This is a genomic window from Rhizobacter sp. P5_A1, from assembly GCF_056400745.1.
The window spans coordinates 1-18,615 of the sequence record NZ_JBFUKR010000032.1 but is presented as its reverse complement, the minus strand read 5'-3'; the positions used below and the strand labels follow the sequence as shown (position 1 = coordinate 18,615).

Here is an 18,615-nt window from a genome sequence, read left to right as displayed (position 1 = left end):
GGCTCGCGCGAAGCTGAGGAAGGCAGGCCGTGAGCTTGCGCCGCCGCCGCGAATGCCGCAATTCGCGATTCGCAAACCCGCCCTTCGATGCGCGTTAACCCCGGTCGCGGGTGCGCTTGAACGAGGTACCGGAAAGGCCCGATTGTCGAAGCGCGCTCGGGCGTGCACAGTCGCGCTCGCCCGAGCATTCAAATCCGGAGACTCGACGATGCCCCGCCCCACCCCTCGTCGCGCGCTGATCGCCGCGGCCACGCTGCTCGCCGTGGCGCCGTGCGCGAACGCCCAGTCGACCATCGTCATCAAGTTCAGCCACGTCGTCTCGCCCGACACGCCGAAGGGCAAGGGCGCCGAGCGCTTCAAGCAGCTCGCCGAGGAGCGCACCCGGGGCCGCGTGAAGGTCGAGATCTACCCGAACAGCCAGCTCTACAAGGACAAGGAAGAGCTCGAGGCGCTGCAGCTCGGCTCGGTGCAGATGCTCGCGCCCTCGCTCGCGAAGTTCGGCCCGATGGGCGTGAAGGAATTCGAGGTCTTCGACCTGCCGTTCATCTTCAAGGACACGCCGTCGTTCCGCGCGGTCGCCGAAGGCCCGGTCGGCAAGACGCTGTTCGGCAAGCTCGAGCCCAAGGGCATCCTCGGCCTGGCCTACTGGGACAACGGCTTCGACATCATGACGGCCAACAAGCCGCTGCACAGCGTGGCCGATTTCAAGGGCCTGAAGATGCGCATCCAGAGCTCGAAGGTGCTCGAGGCCAACATGCGCTCGCTCGGCGCGATCCCGCAGGTGATGGCGTTCAGCGAGCTGTACCAGGGTCTGCAGTCGGGTGTCGTCGACGGCACCGAGAACACGCCGTCGAACATCTACACGCAGAAGGTCCACGAGGTGCAGAAGGACGCGACGATCTCGAACCACGGCCACATCGCGTATGCGGTGATCGTCAACAAGAAGTTCTGGGGCGGCCTGCCCGCCGACATCCGCCCGATCCTCGACGCTGCGATGAAGGACGCGACGACCTACGCGAACGCGATCGCCGAGACCGACAACGCGCAGGCGCTCGAGAAGATCAAGGCCAGCGGCAGGACCCGGGTCTACACGCTGACGCCGGCCGAAACGAACGAATGGAAGAAGGCGATGTACAAGGTCCACCAGCAGATGGAAGGCCGCGTCGGCAAGGAGACGATCCAGGCGGTCTACAAGGCCGCGGGCTACGTGGTGCCGAAGTAGGCACCTTCCTGCGGGCGCTCAGGGACTCGGCCCCTGCACCAGCGCGATGCGGCGGCGCAGCCGCTGCGCCTCGTCGGCCACGCCGGCCTGCTCGGCGAGCTTGAGCTGCACGCCGAGCCACGCCAGCAGCGGGCGGCGCCAGCCTTGTTCCGATGCGGTCTCGACCGCGAGCGCGATCAGCGGCGGATCGGCGCGCCCGGCTTCGAACTGCACGCCGGCGGCGATCAGGCGCGCGAGCGGGTCGGCGATCGCGCCCGGCACCGCGCCGCGATGCGCCTCGGGCAGCAGTGCGGCGTCGGCCGGCGTCGCCTGCGCGAGCAGGTACCCGGCGTACGCGCGCTCGGGCGCGGCGGCATCGGCACGCAAGGCCTCGAACCCGGCGCAGGGCCCGAACACGAGGCTCGCGACCTGCGCCGCGCATTGCGCCAGCTCGACGCGCGCGAGCAGGTCGGCGCGGCCGGTGCGACCGACCTCGGCGCGTGCGCGTGCGAGCTCGACCGCCTCGACACGCGCATTGCCGACGAGGTGGGCGGCGACCGCGCGTTCGCTCGCCGCCTTCGCATTGCCTTGCCAGTCGGGCGCGGGCGGGTGGCTGGTGCACCCGGCCAACAGTGCGACGGCCAGCGCGCCGGCCTGGCGGCGCAGCGCAGGCCAGCGCCGGGCCGCTCCCAAGCGGCCTGCGCACCCCCCCGGGGGGTGACTGCGGTACGCCGCGGTCGGGGGCGCCATCATGGCAATTTCAGCTCGGTGTCGCGTGCGAACGGCCATTTGCGATTCACCTCGCCGATCAGCTGGTCGATGTTGCGCAGGCTGGTCTCGACCTCGGCCCGCAGCACGCCGAGGTCGGTCGTCGCGACGCGCGCGTTCGCGCCGACCGCCTTCGCCTCCTCGAGCACCGCGTCGACCTTGCCCAGGCTCGTCCGTGCCTCGCCGAGCACGCCGTTCAGCTGCTGGACCGTCGCGCGGGCGTCGCGCATCACGCCGTCGCTGCCGAACACCTGGGTGTCGGCCTTCGCGGCGAGGCCATCGAGCCGCGCCAGCAGCGTGTTCGTGCGGTCCAGCGTGGCGAGCACCTTCGCGGCCTGCGCATCGCCGCCGAGCAACGCGCCCATCGCGCCGCCGGGCGCGTTGAGCTTGCCCGAGAAGGTGTTCAGGTTCGCCAGGCTCTGGTTGATCGCCGAGCCCTCGGCGCTGATCGCGTTCAGGTTCGACAGCAGCTGGCGCGCCTCGGCCATCAGGCGCGGGATCTCGGCCGCGGCATCGCCGCGCAGCACGGTTCGCACCGCGCCGTCGGGCAGCAGCGGGTCGGTCAGCACGCCGCTGTAGGCGCGGATGTTGGTGGTGCCGACGACGCCGCGCTGGATCGCGAACACGCTCGATTCGCGCAGCCAGTGCGCGTCCTTGACCGGCACGTCGACGAGGATGCGCGCGTTGCCGTCGGGCGCGAGCTCGATGCGGCGCACGCGGCCGATCGCGAAACCGGCGAAGGTCATGTCCATGCCGACGCCGACGCCTTCGGAATCCTCGGCGATCAGCACCAGGCGCTGCGTGGCCTCGAACGCGCCGCGCGCGTAGCTCAGGTACAGCCCCGCGCCGGCCACCAGCAGCAGCAGCACGAGCAGCAGCAGCGAGGCCTTGGTCTCGAGGTGGGCCGGCGTCGGCAGGGCGGGCGGGGGTGCTTCGTCAGGGTCCATCGTCGGGGTCAATAGTAGTTGCCCACCAGCGAGACGACCTCGATCACCAGGATCGCCGCGAACAGCCGCACCAGGCTGTCGAGCTCGGGGTTCTGGCCGATCTCGCGGACCCCGCGAAGGAACGCGGCGACCGGGATCAGCGCGACCGCGAGGCTGAAGAACAAGGTCTTCAGCGCGAGGATCATCGTGACGCCGGGGTCGAAGATCTGCCCCATCGAGCGCGTGAAACCCTCGAAGCCACCGAACGTGAAACCGTAGACCGCCGCGTAGGTCAGCAGCGTCGCGATCAGGCAGCTGACGGCCGCGAGCATCAGCACCGCGAACATCCCGGCGACGACACGCGGCATCAGCTCGTGGCGCAGCGGGTCGCCGCCGGCGCGCGCCGACGCGGCCAGCGCGCCGCTCAGGTGCAGGCGCACCAGCTCCGCGCCGCTCGGCAACGTGACCCGCACCGCGACGAACAGCGCCGCGGTCAGCGGGATCAGTTCGAGCACGAGCACGCGGATCACCATCTCGAGCGCGTACTGCGACAGGCCGTAGCTGACCGCGGTGACGACGACGATGCGGATCAGCACGACGCTGACGAGCGCCGCGAGCAGCGCGAACCACGGCAGGATCGGCGCGGTGCCGAGGTAGAGCTGGCGCGCCAGCGCGGCACGGTTGCTGCGCTCGTAGCTCGACGGCGACAGCGCCAGCACGAAGATCAACGCGCCGACCTTCACGACATGCCACCAGCTCACCGACCAGCCCAGCGACGCGTCGAGCAACGAGCGCGCGGCGCCGCTGCGGCCGAACGCGCCGAGGCTCTCTTGCAGCGAGCGCAGCGTGGAACTCTGCTTTGGCATGCGCGGATGATAGGCGCGGCAGGCCGCGCTCCGGCCGCGCGGCGAGCGGCGTTAGGATTCGCGCAACCCTTCACGGAGCGCCCATGGCAGACCCCACAACGAACGGCAAATCAGGCAAGGTCGTGATCCGCAACATCGGGCTGCTGTTGTCGGGCGACCTCGACAAGCCGATCCTCGAGGCCGACACGATCGTCGTGCGCGACGGCATCATCGTCGCGGTCGGCAAGGAGGCGGACGTCGACACCGACGAGGCCGATCTGGTCGTCGACGCGCGCCGGACCTGTGTCGCGCCCGGCCTGATCGACAGCCATGTGCACCCGGTGTTCGGCGACTGGACGCCGCGCCAGGGCCAGCTCGGCTGGATCGACTCGACGATGCACGGCGGCGTCACGACGATGGTCTCGGCCGGCGAGGTGCATCTGCCCGGCCGCCCGAAGGACATCGTCGGGCTGAAGGCACTGGCGATCACCGCGCAGCGCGCGTTCGACAACTTCCGCCCCGGCGGCGTGAAGGTGCTGGCCGGCGCGCCGGTGATCGAGAAGGGCATGGTCGAGAGCGACTTCAAGGAGCTCGCCGAGGCCGGCGTCGGGCTGCTCGGCGAGATCGGGCTCGGTTCGGTGAAGGGCGGCACCGAGGCGGCGACGATGGTCAAGTGGGCCCGCGCCCACGGCATCCAGAGCACGATCCACACCGGCGGGCCGTCGATCCCGGGCTCGGGCCTGATCGACAAGGATGTCGTGCTCGAAGCCGACGCCGACATCATCGGCCACATCAACGGCGGCCACACCGCGCTGCCCGAGGCGCACGTGTGCGAGCTGTGCGAGAAGAGCAGCCGCGCGATCGAGATCGTGCACAACGGCAACGAGCGCGTCGCGATCGCCGCGGCAAAGATGGCGCTGCAGCTGAAGTGCCCGCATCGCGTGATCCTCGGCACCGACGGCCCGGCCGGCTCGGGCGTGCAGCCGCTGGGCATCCTGCGCATGGTCGCGATGCTGTCGAGCCTGGCGAACATCCCGGCCGAGCTGGTGTTCTGTTTCGCGACCGGCAACACCGCGCGCCTGCGCAACCTGAACTGCGGGCTGATCGAAGCCGGCCGCGCCGCCGACTTCGTCTTCATGGACCGTGCCCAGCACAGCGCCGGCCGCACGCTGCTCGAGAGCGTTCAGCTCGGCGACCTTCCCGGTGTCGGCATGGTGATGATCGACGGCATCGTGCGCTGCGGGCGCAGCCGCAACACGCCGCCGGCGACCGAGATTCCGGTCGCCATCGGCGCGCGCTGAACGCCCGCTACGAGCTCACTGTTTGGGCGGTTCCGACGCCGCCGGCGCGGGGGCCGGCACGACCAGCACGCCCGTCTTGCCGGGTTCGCCCTGCGTGCCCTGTGCCCCCTGCGAGCCCGTCGCGCCCGTCGGGCCGGGCGGGCCGGGAACCGGTGTGGGCACGGCCACCGCCGGGCCCGGTGGCGGGTTGTTGACGACCGCCGGGCGGTCGCAGGCCGCGAGGCCCACCGTGGCCATCAAGGCAGCGAGAAGCTTCGGGGTTGAGTTCATTTCGGCGCTCCTTGTTCATCGGAGCTTGCAGCGTAGGCGGGAACGACGCGGGCCTCGGGTCGGCCGCTGACCTGCCGCGCTGTCGGCGATCGGCGCGTGGTGTCGTGGTTGTCGTCCGACAGGCCGCCGCGGCGCCGCGCGGCGCTCCCCGGCCGCGACGGCGGAGAATGCGCCGATGAAAGCACCCACAAGACTCCAGTCGCTGATCGCCGAAGGCCTGATCGACGCGGTCGTGCGCCAGCTGATGAGCGGCAAGGAGGCGATGGTCTTCGTCGTGCGTTGCGGCGACGAGACGCGCTGCGCGAAGGTCTACAAGGAGGCGACGCAGCGCAGCTTTCGGCAGGCGGTCGACTACACCGAGAACCGCAAGGTCAAGAACACGCGCCAGGCGCGCGCGATGGCCAAGGGCACGCGCTTCGGCCGGCAGGCGCAGGAGACGGCCTGGCAGAGCGCCGAGGTCGACGCGCTGTACCGCCTCGCGGCGGCCGGCGTGCGCGTGCCGCGGCCGCTGAACTTTCACGACGGCGTGCTGCTGATGGAGCTCGTGACCGATGCCGACGGCGCCGCAGCGCCGCGCCTCAACGACGTGGCGTTCACGCCCGGCGAGGCGCGCACGCACCACGCGACGCTGCTGCGCGAGGTCGTGCGCATGCTGTGCGCCGGCGTCGTGCACGGCGACCTGTCGGAGTTCAACATCCTGCTCGCGGCCGATGGCCCGGTCATCATCGACCTGCCGCAGGCGATCGATGCGGCCGGCAACAACCACGCGCAGCGCATGCTGCTGCGCGATGTCGAGAACCTGCGCGACTTCTTCGGCCGCGCTGCGCCCGAGCTGCTCGCGAGCGACTACGGCGCCGAGATCTGGGCGCTGTACGAGCGCGGCGTGCTGCAGCCGGATTCGCCGTTGACCGGCCACCACGCGCGCCCGACCGGCACGATCGACCTCGGCGGCGTGCTGCGCGAGATCGACGATGCGCGCGCCGAGGAGGCCGCGCGCCGGCTGCGGATGCTCGCGGCCGGCTGAGGGGATCGGGATCAGGCGGGTTTGCCGAACCCGCCTTCGATCCACGCGGTCGCGCTGGCGCTGGTCAGCCGGAAATTCGGCGCGACGCGCAGCCTCGCGAGCGACTCGCCGAACGCATCCTGCGCGGCGAGCAGCGCATGCGGGTCATCCTCGTCGGGCACGATGTCGAGCGTGACGAGGATGCGTTGCCCGCCGACCGTGACACTGACATTGCGATGATGCTGCGCATGCAGCTGCTGCTCGTGCCGGCGCAGCACCTCGGCGGCGGTCTTGACCAGCGTGTTGAAGGCGGCGGTGTCGAGCGGCTTCGGGTTCTTCTTGTCGCGGCCCATCGTCCACGGGCCGACGAGGGCCGGCTCGGGCTCGCCGTCCTTGATCATCGCGACGGCCCAGCCTTCGTCGTCCTCGTTCTTGATCACGCGGGCGGTCCAGCCGTTGTCGCGCCACAAGCCGGGTTCGTGGATCGGGTCGGGGGTGTCGGTGTCGTTCGGGGCCATAGCCTGCCGATTCTGCCCCGGGGACCGCCGCGCATCGCGCTGAACGCGTGCCAGTGGGTTTTCCACATGTCCCGATCTCGACGACAGGCATCCAATCGACAAAACAATGACATCCGCTTCGGAGCTCCTGCAGCGTGCGCTGGAACAGCCCTGGTTCTGGGCCGCCTCGGGCGTCAGCGCTGCGCTGTTCGTCGGCGGCGCCTGGTTGCTGCTGCGCTTGCGCCGCTCGAACCGCATGCGCGCGACCGTCATCCGCGAATTGCGGCAATCCCAGAACGAGCTGCAAAACCAGACCCGCATCCTGCAGTCGATCCTGGACAGCATGGGCGACGGCGTCACGGTCGCCGACGAACAGGGCCGCGTGCTGCTCGTCAATCCCGCCGCCGAACGCCTCGTCGGCTGCAGCGTCATCGACGGCGACTACCGCGCATGGGCGCGGCAATACCGCCTGTACCTGCCGGACCGGGTCACGCCTTGCCCGGGGCCGGAGCTGCCGCTGGCTCGGGCGATCCGCGGCGAGTCCTGCGACGATGTCGAGCTGTACCTCGCCGGACCGAAGGTGCCCGAGGGCCGCTGGATGCGCGTCACGGCACGCCCGTTGACCGACCGGGCCGGCGTGTCGCGCGGCGGCGTCGCGGTGTTCTCGGACGTCACCGCCCGCCACCGCGCCGATGAAGAGATCCGCACGCTCAACGTCAGCCTCGAACAGCGCGTGCAGACCCGCACGGCCGAAGTCGAGCGCAGCCGCAATGCCTTGCAGGCGATCATCGAGAACGTGCCCGCCGCGGTGTTCGTGAAAGACCTCGAGGGCGTCTACCTGCGCCACAACGCCCGGCTCGCCGAGGTCTTCGGGCGGGCCGGGGAGTCGGTCGTCGGACTGCGCGACGACGCATTGATCGACCCCGTCAACGCCGCCCGCGTGACCCTGCAGGACCGCCAGGTCGCCGTCGAGGGCAAGGTCGTGCGCTCGGAGCACGACATGCGCGGGCCGGATGGCGACAAGCGCACCTTCCAGACCCATGTGTTCCCGCTGCTGGACGCGCACGCCAAGGCCTATGCGGTTGGCGGCATCTCGCTCGACATCACCGACCTGAAGCGCGCCCAGCACGCCGCCGAGGCCGCCACCCGTGCGAAGAGCGAGTTCCTGGCCAACATGAGCCACGAGATCCGCACGCCGATGAACGCCATTCTCGGCATGTCCCACCTGGCCCTGCAAAGCCGCCTCAACCCACAGCAGCGCAACTACATCCAGAAGGTTCACGCCTCGGCCGAATCGCTGCTGGGCGTCATCAACGACATCCTCGACTTCTCGAAGATCGAAGCCGGCAGGCTGGACATCGAGACCATCCCGTTCAGCCTCACCGACGTGATGGACAACCTGGGCAGCCTGGTCGGCATGCAGGCCGAGGAGAAGGGGCTCGAGCTGCTGTTCGTCGAACCGCCGGAGTTGCCCACGGCGTTGCTCGGCGATCCGTCCCGCCTGGGCCAGGTGTTGATCAATCTCGGCAACAACGCGGTCAAGTTCACCGACGCCGGTGAAGTGATCGTGACGGTCGAGGTGGTCGAGCGCGACGCCGAGTCGGTCCGGCTGCGCTTCGAGGTGCGCGACACCGGCGTCGGCATGGACCGCGCGCAGCAACAGCGACTGTTCCTGCCCTTCTCGCAGGCGGACGCGTCGACGAGCCGGCGCTACGGCGGCACCGGCCTGGGCCTGGCGATCAGCCGGCAACTGGTGCGGCTGATGGGCGGTGAACTCGAGGTCGACAGCGCACCGGAGCAGGGCAGCCGCTTCCGCTTCAGCGTGCGCTTCGGCCTGCAGCCCGCCGGTAGCGCGCAGCCTGCGCCATTGCCGCGCGACGGCTTGCGTGGCTCGCGGGCGCTGATCGTCGACGACAACGCCTGTGCCCGCGACGTGCTCGCCGCGATGACCAGCGCCCTCGGGCTGAGCGCGGATACCGCCGTCGACGGCCCGGACGCGCTGCGCCGGGTGGCCCTCGCCGACGCCCGCGACGAACCCTACGACCTGATATTGCTCGACTGGAAGATGCCCGGCATGGACGGCATCGAGTGCGCGCAGGCGCTGTCGCAGCAGCAACCTCGGCGCCACCCGGTGCCGCCGGTGCTGATGGTGACCTCCCTCAGCCGCGGCGAGCTGTTGCAGCGCCTCGCCGGCCAACGCGTGAGCGTCGGCGCGCTGCTCGCGAAGCCGGTCACGCCCTCGGCGCTGTTCGATGCGTGTGCCGAGGCGCTCGGCCTGGCGCGGCCCCACGCCACCCGAACCGCGCGGCGCGAAGAGGCTTCCCTCGGCCATCGGGCCAGCCTCGCCGGGGCGCGCGTGCTGCTGGTCGAAGACAACGCGATCAACCGCGAACTCGCGCTGGACGTGCTGAGCCGCGCGGGCATCGTCGTCAGCGTCGCCGGCAACGGCCAGGAAGCACTGGACCTGCTGGCCCGCCAGCCGTTCGACGGCGTGCTGATGGACTGCCAGATGCCGGTCATGGACGGCTACGCCGCGACGCGGGCGTTGCGCCTTCAACCGCAGTTCAAGGACCTGCCGATCATCGCGATGACGGCCAACGCGATGGTCGGAGACCGCGACAAGGTGCTCGCCGTGGGCATGAACGACCACATCGCCAAGCCCATCCGCTTCAACGAGCTCTTCGCCACGCTGGCGCGCTGGATCCGGCCCACCGGCGCGGCCACGCCGCCCGAGTCGCCCGACGCCGCGAAAGGCCCGGCACGCACCGATCCGCTGGCCGACCTGCCTGGTGTGGACACGCGCGCCGGGCTCGGCAACGTCGCCGGCGACGCGACGCTGTACCGCAAGCTGCTGTGCATGTTCCGCGACCGCGAAACCGATTTCATCGCCCGCTTCGCCGCGGCGCGAACGGCCGGCGATGCCAAGGCAGCCGCGCGCACCGTGCACGACCTCAAGAGCGCGGCCGCGGTGGTCGGCGCGCGCGGCGTGCGCCAGGCGACCCTCGCGCTCGAGCAGGCGTGCCGCCAGGGCGCCGCAGACGACGCCATCGACGCGCTGGCCGACGCGGTGACGCAGCGACTCGATCCCGTCATCGCCGGCCTGCAGGCGCTGGACGCCGCGCCGACCTGACGCCGCTTCAGCTGTCGACCTTGAACACCTGGCGCAGGTAGGCGAGAAAGGTCTCGTCGTCGCACAGCAGCTTGCCCGGCGAATCCGACAGCTTCGCGACCGGCTGGCGGTTCGCGTGGGTCAGCTTCATCACGATGTGCAGGGTCTTCAGCCCCATGTCGTTGGTCAGGTTCGTGCCGATGCCGAAGCCGCACTGCGTGCGATCCGAGAAGTGGTTGTGCAGCGCGATTGCGCGGTCGAAGTCGAGCCCGTCGGAGAACACGAGCCGCTTGGTGTGCGGGTCGATGCGCAGCTTCTCGTAGTGCGCGAGCGCCTTCTCGCCCCAGACGACCGGGTCGCCCGAGTCGTGGCGCAGGCCGTCGAAGAGCTTCGCGAAGTACAGGTCGAAGTCGCCGAGGAAGGCGTCCATGCCGACGACGTCGGTCAGCGCGACGCCGAGGTCGCCGCGGTACTCCTGCACCCAGTCCTCGAGCGCGGCGCGCTGGAAGTCACGCAGCCGCACGCCGAGCGTCTGGTAGGTCTGCAGGTACTCGTGCGCCATCGTGCCGATCGGCACCAGGCCGAGGTCGCGCGCGTACAGCACGTTCGAGCAGCCCTTGAAGTATTGCGGCACCTCGCGCTTGAAGGTCGCGACGACCTCGCGCTGCCAGTCGGCCGAGAAGCGCCGGCGCACGCCGAAATCGAAGAACTCGAACGGGTGGCGGCGCTTCGGCTCGTCGTCGAACGCGCGCAGCCGATCGATCTTCGCGCGCAGCCGCTTGCGCCCTTCGGCGAACGCCGGCGTCTGGTCGAAGCGGCGGAAGTACAGCTCGTTGACGATCGCGAGCACATAGATCTCGAACGCCATCACGTGCACCTGCGGGCCGTTCGCGACGATCTCGAGCTTGCCGTCGATCACCGACGCGCTGATGAACTCGCGCTGGAAATGGAAGATGCGCAGGAAGTCGACGAAGTCCGAGCGCATGAAGCGCAGCGAGCCGAGGTAGGCGAGGTCGTCGACGCTGAATTTCAGGCGGCACAGGTGGTCGAGCTGCGCGTTGACGTCGTCGAGCAGCTCGGCGAGCGCAAACGCCGGCTCGTTGCGGCACACGAAGGTGTACTCGGCCTGCGTCGCAGGGTGGCGATGCAGCATCGTCTGCCACATCGTGAACTTGTAGAGGTCGGTGTCGAGCAGGCTGGTGATGACGGGTTGCATCGCTCAAGGGGTCTCGGTTGGGTCGGATGCGCGCATCGTCGTCGCCGCACGCGTGCCCGCATTCTCGCGCGGGCGGCGCCGGCCGGGGTTCGGCGCGGTTTCAGGGCGCGGGGCCGGCGCGCGGGTCGGCGCGTTGATCGGCATCCGTCAGCGTCTTCAGGAACGCGACGATGTCGGCGATCTCGGCCCCGCTGAGCGCCGGCACGCCGCCCGGCGCCGCGCCGAACGGCGGGTCGGTGTTGACGTTCGCGTGGTAGCGCGCCGGCAGGTCGTCGAAACGCCGCGGCCGGCCCCGTGCGTCGCGGCCGTACCAGCGCGCCGGGTCGGTGTCGCGCTGCGCGTAGAAGCGCACTGCATCCTCGAGCGAGCCGATCGCGCCGTTGTGGAAGAAGCGGCGTTTGACCGCGACGTTGCGCAGGCTCGGGGTCCGGAATCGGCCGCAATAGTCGGCGCGGTCCGCCAGATCGCTGCGCAGCGGCCCGCACAGGCCGAGGTCGAAGAAGCGCGGGTCGGCGTTCGCCGGCAGCGTGCGGTTGCGCGGCACGCCGATCGCGATGTGGCCGAAGTCGGTGAACAGCGGGAACGCGCCATCGGACGTCGGCTCGCTGGTGTGGCACGACGCGCAGTTGCCCTTCGCGGCATCGTTGAACAGCGCCAGGCCGCGCGCCTGTTGCGCGTCCAGCGTCGCCTGCCCGCGCAGCACGGCATCAAAGCGGCTGCTGTACGGATAGAACTCGCGCGGCGACTGCTGGAAGACCTCGAGCACCATCAGCGCGGCGTCGAAGGCCGCGTCGCCGCGTTCGAACAGATCGGCGCCGAAGGCCGCGCGCAGCTGCGCCGCGTACGGCGCGCGCTTCAGTTTCGCGACGACCGCGGCGGCGTCGGCGTTGCCCATCTCGGCCGCCGACAGCAAGGGCAGCCGCGCCTGCTCGTGGGCAGAAGCGGCGCGACCGTCCCAGGTGTGGCCGCCGGTCGGCCCCTTGTCGACGCTGTCGTCGCCGTCGTTGTCGAAGAAGTGCTCGCTGAACGCCGGCACGCTGTGCAGGTAGCGCAGCGACGGCGCGGCGCGCAGGCCGCCGGGCGGCACGGCCTGCGCGTTCGGCGCGCCATACGCATGCGCTGGATCGTGGCAGCTCGCGCAGGCAACCCGGCCCGATGCCGACAGGCCGGCGTCGAAGAACAGCGCGCGGCCGAGCGCGGTGAGCGCGGCGGTATCGACGCGCCGCGCGTACGGCGCGGCGGCCGGCGCGCCCGGCGCCGGCTTCTGCGCCCGCAGCGAGCCGCCCGGCAAACCACCGAGCAGCGCGGCGGCGATCAACAGCGGCAGGGATCGGAGGCAGCGCATGTCACGGGTTCGTCAGCGTCGGCCTGCACGATACTTGAACCCCCACTCGTTTCGCACCATCCTCCGATGAAGCCAACCGCCCTGACCGCCAGTCTGCTCGCCACCCTCGCCGCCGCGGCCTGCGCGGTCAACCCGACCGGCACGCGCGGCCAGGTCATCGGGATGCCGGGTGCGACCGTCTGCGTCGACCGCAATGCCAACGCGCGCTGCGATGCCGACGAACCGCGCAGCCGCGCCGATGCGGCCGGCGCGTTCGATGTGCCGGGCGACGGCGTGCTCGTCGCCGAAGCGAACGGCGGCGTGTTGCGGGCGCCGCCCGGCGTCGCGCTGAGCCCGCTCAGCACCGAGCTGGTCGCGTTGATGGAGGCCGACGCGAGCTCGCTCGCCGCGGCGCAGCGCAAGCTCGCGCGACGCGTCGGCGTGACCGAGGCGCAGCTGCTGACGCCGCCCGAGCGCGTTGCCGACGCCACCGCGCGCAGCGCGCTGCAGACCGAGAACGCGCAACTGGCGCCGCGCATCGCCGCGGCGCTCGCCGAGGCCGGTGCCGGCGGCGACCGCGCGCGCGCGCTGCGCAACCGGCTCGCGCTCGACGCGATCGAAACGCTCGTCGTGATCTACGCCGAGAACCGCGCATTCGACACGATGTACGGCCTGTTCCCCGGCGCCAACGGCATCCCCGGCAAGAATCCGAGTTCGACCGGCGGCTACTTTCCGCAGCGCGACTTCGACGGCTCGGTGCTGCCGGTGCTCCCGCCCGCCTGGGGCGGCCTGACGGCCGGCGGCCAGCCGGTGACGCTGACGCAGGCGCAGTCGACCGGGATGCCGAACGCGCCGTTCCAGATCGATGCTGCGGCCGGCCTGAACGGCAGCGGCGTCGTCGTCGGCCAGAACATCATCACGCGCGACCTGGTGCACCGCTTCTACAACAACCAGCTGCAGATCAACGGCGGGCGCAACGACCTGTTCGCGGCCTACTCCGATGCCGGCGGCCTGGCGATGGGCTATTACGACGGCAGTGCGATGAAGCTGTGGAAGCTCGCGCAGCAATACACGCTGGCCGACAACTTCTTCATGGGCACGTTCGGTGGTTCGTTCCTGAACCACCAGTACCTGATCTGCGGCTGCGCGCCGACCTACCCGAACGCCGATGCGCCCGACTCGCCGGCGAAGGACTCGATCTCGCTGATCGTCACCGACGCGCAGGGGCGCTTCAAGGGCTTCGTGCCGGCCGACAACATGCCCAAGACCGTGCTCGCCGGCGCGCCGCGCCACAAGCGCGACAGCACGTTGACGCCGAAGGACGCCGACGGCAATTTCTACGCGATCAACACGATGCAGCCCGCCTACCAGCCGAGCTTCAATGCGCCGGCCGCGAACGGCGACGCACGCTTGGCCGACACGAGCAAGCCGACGACCTTGCCGCCGCAGCCGCAGCCGACGATCGGCGACCGGCTCGATGCGAAGGGCGTCGCCTGGGCCTGGTATGCCGGCGGCTGGAACACCGTCGAAAGCGGCTCGCCGGAGGCGCGCAAGCAGATGTACAGCGGCCAGATCAACTTCCAGCCGCACCATCAGCCGTTCAACTACTACGCCGCGTTCGACCCGGCCACGCATGCCGCGGCACGCAGCGCGCACCTGAAGGACTTCGACACGAGCTTCCTCGCCGATGCGGCCGCCGGCAAGCTACCGCCGGTCGCGTTCTACAAGCCGCAGGGCGGGCTGAACCAGCATCCCGGCTATGCGAACGTCAGCGACGGCGATGCGCACATCGCCGAGGTGATCGCCAAGCTGCAGCAGAGCCCGCAGTGGAAGCGCATGCTGATCGTCGTGACCTACGACGAGAACGGCGGCTTCTACGACCACGCCGCGGTGCCGGCCGGCGACCGCTTCGGTCCGGGCACGCGCGTGCCGGCGATCATCGTCTCGCCGTTCGCGAAGCAGGGCTTCGTCGACAAGACGCCGTACGACACCGGCTCGATCCTGCGCTTCATCACGCACCGCTGGTCGCTCGCGGCGCTGCCCGGCATCGCGCTGCGCGATGCCGGTCTCGCGCGCAACGGCAGCGCGCCGATGGGCGACCTGAGCGCCGCGCTCGATTTCGGCCGCTGAGCCCAGGGACCGCCATGCTGCGCGCGATCGCGTTGTTCGTCCTGCTGGTGCTCGTCGGCCTGTTCGCGCTGGGCAACTGGAGCGCGTTCACCGCGCCGACGAGCCTGAGCCTGGGCGTCACGACGGTGCAGGCACCGCTCGGGCTGATCATGCTCGGGCTGCTCGGTTTTCTCTGCGTGCTGTTCACGGTCTGGGTGATCTCGCTGCAGGCGAGTTCGCTCGCGGCCGCGCGCCGCCAGACCCGCGAACTGCAGGCGCAGCGCGACCTCGCCGACAAGGCCGAGGCCTCGCGCTTCACCGAGCTGCGCGGCGAACTGCTGGCGCGGCTGGACCGGCTGCAGAACGAGTCGCGCGTCGCGATCGAGCAGAACAGCAACGCGGTCGCCGCGCAGATCGGCGAGCTCGAGGATCGGCTCGAACGCGACCACCTGGCGCCGCCGACCGGGCCCTGACGAAGCCCGCGCGCCGGCCGCGCGGATCAGATGTCGAAGAACACCGTCTCGGCTTCGCCCTGCAGGTGGATGTCGAAGCGGTAGACGACCTGGGCGCCGCGCATCTCGCGCGGCGCGATCAGCGTCGCGCGGCGCGCCTCCCACTCGATCAGGTTCAGCACCGCGTCCTTCGCGTTGGCCTCGGCCTCGTCGCCGAAGTACAGCCGCGTGCTCAGCCCGAGGTTGATGCCGCGCGCGACGATCCACAGGTTGATGTGCGGCGCCATGAAGCGGCCGTTGCGGCCGGCCACCGGGCCGGGCTTGATCGTGTCGAAGGTGTAGAGGCCGGTGTCGAAGTCGGTGCAGCTGCGGCCCCAGCCGCGGAACGATGGATCGAGCGACTTGCCGGCCTGGTGATCGGCCGGGTGCGCGTAGCGGCCCGCGGCGTTCGCCTGCCAGCTCTCGATCAGCACGTCTTTCAGCACGGTGCCGATGCCGTCGAACACCCGGCCCTCGATGCGGATGCGCTCGCCCTGCGTCTGCGCGTTCGTCAGCACGCTGCCGAAGTTGTTCTCGAAGATCTCGAAGCCGGCCTGCCGCGGCGCCAGGCCGATGTGCACGTACGGCCCGGCGGTCTGCGATGCGGTCTCGCGCAGCAGCGGCGGCATACGTTGCTGCGTCATGACGTCACCCCCTGCACCGCGTTCTCGAACAGCGTCGCGCGCTGGCCGCGCAGCACGATGTCGAAGCGGTAGGCGCGGCTGTCGAGCGGCACGAAGGCGCTGCGATCCTGCAGCGCGATCAGGCCGCGGACCTGTTCTTCGCTCGGCACGGTCGCCAGGATCGGGCAGCTCGCGATCAGCGGGTCGCCCTCGAAGTACATCTGCGTGATCAGGCGCTGGACCCAGCCGCTGCCGCTGATCGCGTAGTGGATGTGCGCGGGGCGCCAGTCGTTGATGCGGTTGCGCCAGGGGTAGGGGCCGGGGCGGATCGTGCGGTAGGCGTAGTAGCCGTTCGCGTCGGTCAGCATGCGGCCGCAGCCGCCGAAGTTGGGGTCGAGCGCGCCGATGTACTGGTCCTTCTTGTGGCGGTAGCGGCCGCTCGCGTTGCATTGCCAGACCTCGACCAGCGCGTTCGGGACCGGCCGGCCGAGCTGGTCGTGCACGTAGCCGTGCACGACGATGCGCTCGCCGATCGGCAACCCGCCTTTCGCGGCGTTCATGATCAGGTCGTGATCGAGCGGGCCGAACTCGTCGGCACGAAACACCGGCGCGGTCACCTCGGACAGCGAGTTCTGCAGCGAGATCGGCGCCAGCCGCGGGCTGCGCAGCACGCTGGTCTTGTAGCCCGGCGCGAGCGCGGGCGGATGCGACGTGGTGTCGCGCATCAGGTATTCGGCATCGGCGGCCGGGGCTCTGCCCATCATGCGTGTCTCCGTGGCAGTGGTGAGTTCGGGAGTGCGACTTTAGGAGCGGGCGGGCGCGCGGGCAATTGATTTGTTGGCACGCTTTCGATTCCCGGAGGTTATCGAACCGGCGGGCGCCGACTGGCGCCGCTGCGCGGCCTGCGCGCGCAGCGCGGTCAGAAAGGCGCGCAACATTGCGCTCGTCGCCGGCTCGGTGCGCAGCATCAGGCCGACGGCTTCTTCCGGCTTCAGGTCGATATTCAGCCGGGCCAGCGTGCCGGCCTGCAGGTCGTGCTGCACCGCGCCCAACGGGGTGAACCAGAGGTTATCGCCTTGCAGCACCAGCTGGCGCGCCAGCGAGGTGTCGAGCGTCTCGACCAGCCCGGCTTGCGCGCCGACGCCGTGACGCGACAGAAAGCCATCGGCGACCTGCCGGATCAGCGTGCCGGCAAGCGGCAGCACGAGCGGGTAGGCGCCGATCGCGGTCAACCCCGCAGCCGCTTTCGCGCCGCGCGCGCGCGCATTCAGCGCATGCCCGGGCCGCAGCACGATGACCAGCGGTTCGGCGTACAGGTGCTCGAAGCTCAGTCCGGCCATCAGCGCCGGATCGGACAGGCGGCCGATCACCGCGTCGAGCTCGCGCGCACGCAGCTGCTCGATCAGCTGCGCGTTGCGCCCGGTCGCGATGCGCACGCTGCAGCGCGGCCAGCGTGCCGCGAAGGCCAGCAGCACGCCGGGCAGGAACGACGCCGCCACCGTGGGCAGCACGCCGATGCGCAGCGGCGCGGCGTCGGGCGCGCGCAGCACGCTGTCGACCGCGAGACCGAGCGCGTTGACGCTGTCGTTGGCGTGGCGCATGAAGGCCTCGCCCTCGGGCGTCAGCGTGGCGCCGAGGCGGCCGCGCACGAACAGCGGCCGGTCGAGCAGGCTCTCGAGCTGGCTCAGCGTCTTCGTCACCGCCGGCTGCGTGATCGCCAGCGCCTGCGCGGCGCGCCGCAGCGTGCCGAACTGCGCGACCGCGAGAAAGCACTGCAGGTGGCGCAGGCGGATGCGGCCGAGCGCGCCGGCGCGCAGCAGGCGGTCGTCGCGCGATTCGGCGGGGAGCGGCGGCGTGGCGCGGCGTGGCATGGGCCATCTTAGCGAGCGAGCGCACGTGGGCTCGCACGTGGGCCGCCGCCGATCGGCAAAGCCGATGTTCGCCTACACAGAGCGGGCCGCGCGCCGGATCAAATAAAGCTCCCGAGACTCATTGGAGACCCCCATGAGACGCCAGTCCGCCATCTGCACGATCGCAGCGCTTTCCATGAGCTTCAGCGGCCTCGCCGCGGCGCAGCAGGACAAGGACATCCGCTCCGAGCGCGCCGAGCAGGAGCGCAATGACGCGAGGCAAGCGCGCGAGCGCGGCTGGGACCGGGATCATCGCGACTACCGCGAGTACCGCGACTATCGCGACCGTCGGGACTACCGCGACTACCGCGAGCGCCACGACTACCGCGGTCCGCCGCCGGGCTATGGCTACGACCATCGTGGCCGAGGCGCCGGGCCGTACCACAGCTTCTACCGGGGCTCACGGCTGCCGCCCGAATGGCGCAGCCGCAGCTACGTCGTCGACGACTGGCGCGCCCACCACCTGCGCCGGCCGCCGCAGGGCTACTACTGGGTCCAGACCGGCACCGACTACGTGCTGGTCGCGATCGCGACCGGGATCATCGCGTCGATCATCCTGAATCAGTAGAGCGATGGCGAGGGCCCTTGACGGGCCCTAGCACACACTTGCAAACCGCGATGCGACGGGCGGGCCGGTAAACTCGCGGCCTTTGCCGCTGTCTGCGCCCATGGCCGTCGCTTCTTCCACGCCTGCTGCCTTCGAACTGAAAAGCGCCGCGCTCACGCTCGTCGCGGTGGTGCTCAAGACGACCGACCTCGCGCGGCTCTCGCAGGCACTCGACGAGCGCTTCGGCGATGCGCCCGAGCTCTTCAACCAGGACCCGGTCGCGATCGATCTCTCGTTCGTGCGCGACGCCGTCGAGCCGATCGACTTCGTCGTGCTGATCCACCTGCTGCGCGGCCACAAGATGCTGCCGGTTGCGGTGAAGGCGGGCAGCCTGCAGCAGATGGAGGATGCACTCGCCGCCGGCCTGGCCGAGGCGCACGGCAGCGCCGCCGCCGCGGCGCCGCCCGCACCGCGC

The 18,615-nt window shown here is 70.6% G+C and carries 17 protein-coding genes and 1 pseudogene; 8 read left to right on the top strand and 10 right to left on the bottom strand.

What is annotated here, in order from left to right; translation table 11 throughout:
• Positions 1–208: 208 nt before the first annotated feature.
• A complete protein-coding gene (locus AC1DTW_RS24220) occupies positions 209–1,222 on the top strand; it encodes a TRAP transporter substrate-binding protein (protein WP_477983960.1) in 1,014 nt (337 codons plus the stop codon).
• An 18-nt stretch (positions 1,223–1,240) separates the two neighbouring features.
• Here AC1DTW_RS24220 and AC1DTW_RS24215 read toward each other — a convergent pair whose 3' ends face one another.
• The 3 genes from AC1DTW_RS24215 to AC1DTW_RS24205 are packed head-to-tail and all read right to left on the bottom strand — an operon-like array spanning position 1,241 to position 3,761.
• The gene (locus AC1DTW_RS24215; RefSeq protein ID WP_477983959.1) at positions 1,241–1,954 is read right to left on the bottom strand and encodes a hypothetical protein; all 714 of its coding nucleotides are present in this window, start codon (positions 1,952–1,954) and stop codon (positions 1,241–1,243) included.
• Positions 1,951–2,916 (bottom strand): MlaD family protein, encoded by a 966-nt coding sequence (locus tag AC1DTW_RS24210; protein ID WP_477983958.1) that lies wholly within the window; start codon positions 2,914–2,916, stop codon positions 1,951–1,953. Before AC1DTW_RS24210 ends, AC1DTW_RS24215 begins: the two co-directional genes overlap by 4 nt.
• Positions 2,917–2,924: 8 nt before the next feature.
• A complete protein-coding gene (locus AC1DTW_RS24205; RefSeq protein WP_477983957.1) occupies positions 2,925–3,761 on the bottom strand; it encodes an MlaE family ABC transporter permease in 837 nt (278 codons plus the stop codon).
• 83 nt (positions 3,762–3,844) lie between these two features.
• Between AC1DTW_RS24205 and AC1DTW_RS24200 the strand changes: the two genes are divergently transcribed.
• Positions 3,845–5,041, top strand: coding sequence for an amidohydrolase family protein (locus AC1DTW_RS24200; protein WP_477983956.1), 1,197 nt, complete (start codon positions 3,845–3,847; stop codon positions 5,039–5,041).
• Positions 5,042–5,056: 15 nt separating this feature from the next.
• Here AC1DTW_RS24200 and AC1DTW_RS24195 read toward each other — a convergent pair whose 3' ends face one another.
• Positions 5,057–5,311, bottom strand: coding sequence for a hypothetical protein (locus tag AC1DTW_RS24195; RefSeq protein ID WP_477983955.1), 255 nt, complete (start codon positions 5,309–5,311; stop codon positions 5,057–5,059).
• A gap of 175 nt (positions 5,312–5,486) precedes the next feature.
• Between AC1DTW_RS24195 and AC1DTW_RS24190 the strand changes: the two genes are divergently transcribed.
• Positions 5,487–6,335: a PA4780 family RIO1-like protein kinase gene (locus tag AC1DTW_RS24190; RefSeq protein ID WP_477983954.1), complete on the top strand. Its 849-nt coding sequence runs from the start codon at positions 5,487–5,489 to the stop codon at positions 6,333–6,335.
• An 11-nt stretch (positions 6,336–6,346) separates the two neighbouring features.
• Here AC1DTW_RS24190 and AC1DTW_RS24185 read toward each other — a convergent pair whose 3' ends face one another.
• A complete protein-coding gene (locus AC1DTW_RS24185; protein ID WP_477983953.1) occupies positions 6,347–6,832 on the bottom strand; it encodes a hypothetical protein in 486 nt (161 codons plus the stop codon).
• Positions 6,833–6,938: 106 nt separating this feature from the next.
• On the opposite strand from AC1DTW_RS24185, the gene AC1DTW_RS24180 reads away from it, so the two are divergent.
• On the top strand, positions 6,939–9,941 hold the full coding sequence (locus AC1DTW_RS24180) for a response regulator (protein WP_477983952.1): 3,003 nt from the start codon (positions 6,939–6,941) through the stop codon (positions 9,939–9,941).
• 7 nt (positions 9,942–9,948) lie between these two features.
• Here the strand turns inward: AC1DTW_RS24180 and pncB are convergent, their stop codons facing one another.
• Together pncB and AC1DTW_RS24170 are read right to left on the bottom strand one after the other, a co-directional pair.
• Positions 9,949–11,136: a nicotinate phosphoribosyltransferase gene (pncB, locus tag AC1DTW_RS24175; protein WP_477983951.1), complete on the bottom strand. Its 1,188-nt coding sequence runs from the start codon at positions 11,134–11,136 to the stop codon at positions 9,949–9,951.
• Between the two features lie 100 nt (positions 11,137–11,236).
• Positions 11,237–12,481, bottom strand: coding sequence for a cytochrome-c peroxidase (locus AC1DTW_RS24170; RefSeq protein ID WP_477983950.1), 1,245 nt, complete (start codon positions 12,479–12,481; stop codon positions 11,237–11,239).
• 66 nt (positions 12,482–12,547) lie between these two features.
• Between AC1DTW_RS24170 and acpA the strand changes: the two genes are divergently transcribed.
• Together acpA and AC1DTW_RS24160 are read left to right on the top strand one after the other, a co-directional pair.
• Positions 12,548–14,590 (top strand): acid phosphatase, encoded by a 2,043-nt coding sequence (gene acpA / locus AC1DTW_RS24165; protein ID WP_477983949.1) that lies wholly within the window; start codon positions 12,548–12,550, stop codon positions 14,588–14,590.
• A 14-nt stretch (positions 14,591–14,604) separates the two neighbouring features.
• Complete coding sequence (locus tag AC1DTW_RS24160) at positions 14,605–15,042, top strand: LapA family protein (protein ID WP_477983948.1); 438 nt, start codon at positions 14,605–14,607, stop codon at positions 15,040–15,042.
• A gap of 26 nt (positions 15,043–15,068) precedes the next feature.
• On the opposite strand, the gene pcaG is transcribed toward AC1DTW_RS24160, so the two are convergent.
• Genes pcaG through pcaQ form a run of 3 tightly spaced genes read right to left on the bottom strand, consistent with a single transcriptional unit; the run spans position 15,069 to position 17,554 of the window.
• Positions 15,069–15,704, bottom strand: a complete 636-nt coding sequence (pcaG, locus tag AC1DTW_RS24155) for a protocatechuate 3,4-dioxygenase subunit alpha (protein WP_477983947.1) — start codon at positions 15,702–15,704, stop codon at positions 15,069–15,071.
• Positions 15,701–16,444, bottom strand: coding sequence for a protocatechuate 3,4-dioxygenase subunit beta (gene pcaH, locus AC1DTW_RS24150; protein ID WP_477984000.1), 744 nt, complete (start codon positions 16,442–16,444; stop codon positions 15,701–15,703). Before pcaH ends, pcaG begins: the two co-directional genes overlap by 4 nt.
• 42 nt (positions 16,445–16,486) lie before the next feature.
• A complete protein-coding gene (gene pcaQ / locus AC1DTW_RS24145) occupies positions 16,487–17,554 on the bottom strand; it encodes a pca operon transcription factor PcaQ (protein ID WP_477983946.1) in 1,068 nt (355 codons plus the stop codon).
• Between the two features lie 133 nt (positions 17,555–17,687).
• Between pcaQ and AC1DTW_RS24140 the strand changes: the two genes are divergently transcribed.
• Together AC1DTW_RS24140 and AC1DTW_RS24135 are read left to right on the top strand one after the other, a co-directional pair.
• Positions 17,688–18,161 carry an RcnB family protein gene (locus AC1DTW_RS24140; protein WP_477983945.1) on the top strand — a complete coding sequence of 158 codons (474 nt, stop codon included), beginning with the start codon at positions 17,688–17,690 and terminating at the stop codon, positions 18,159–18,161.
• 100 nt (positions 18,162–18,261) lie between these two features.
• A pseudogene (locus AC1DTW_RS24135) lies at positions 18,262–18,615 on the top strand (septum site-determining protein MinC); the annotation flags it as partial.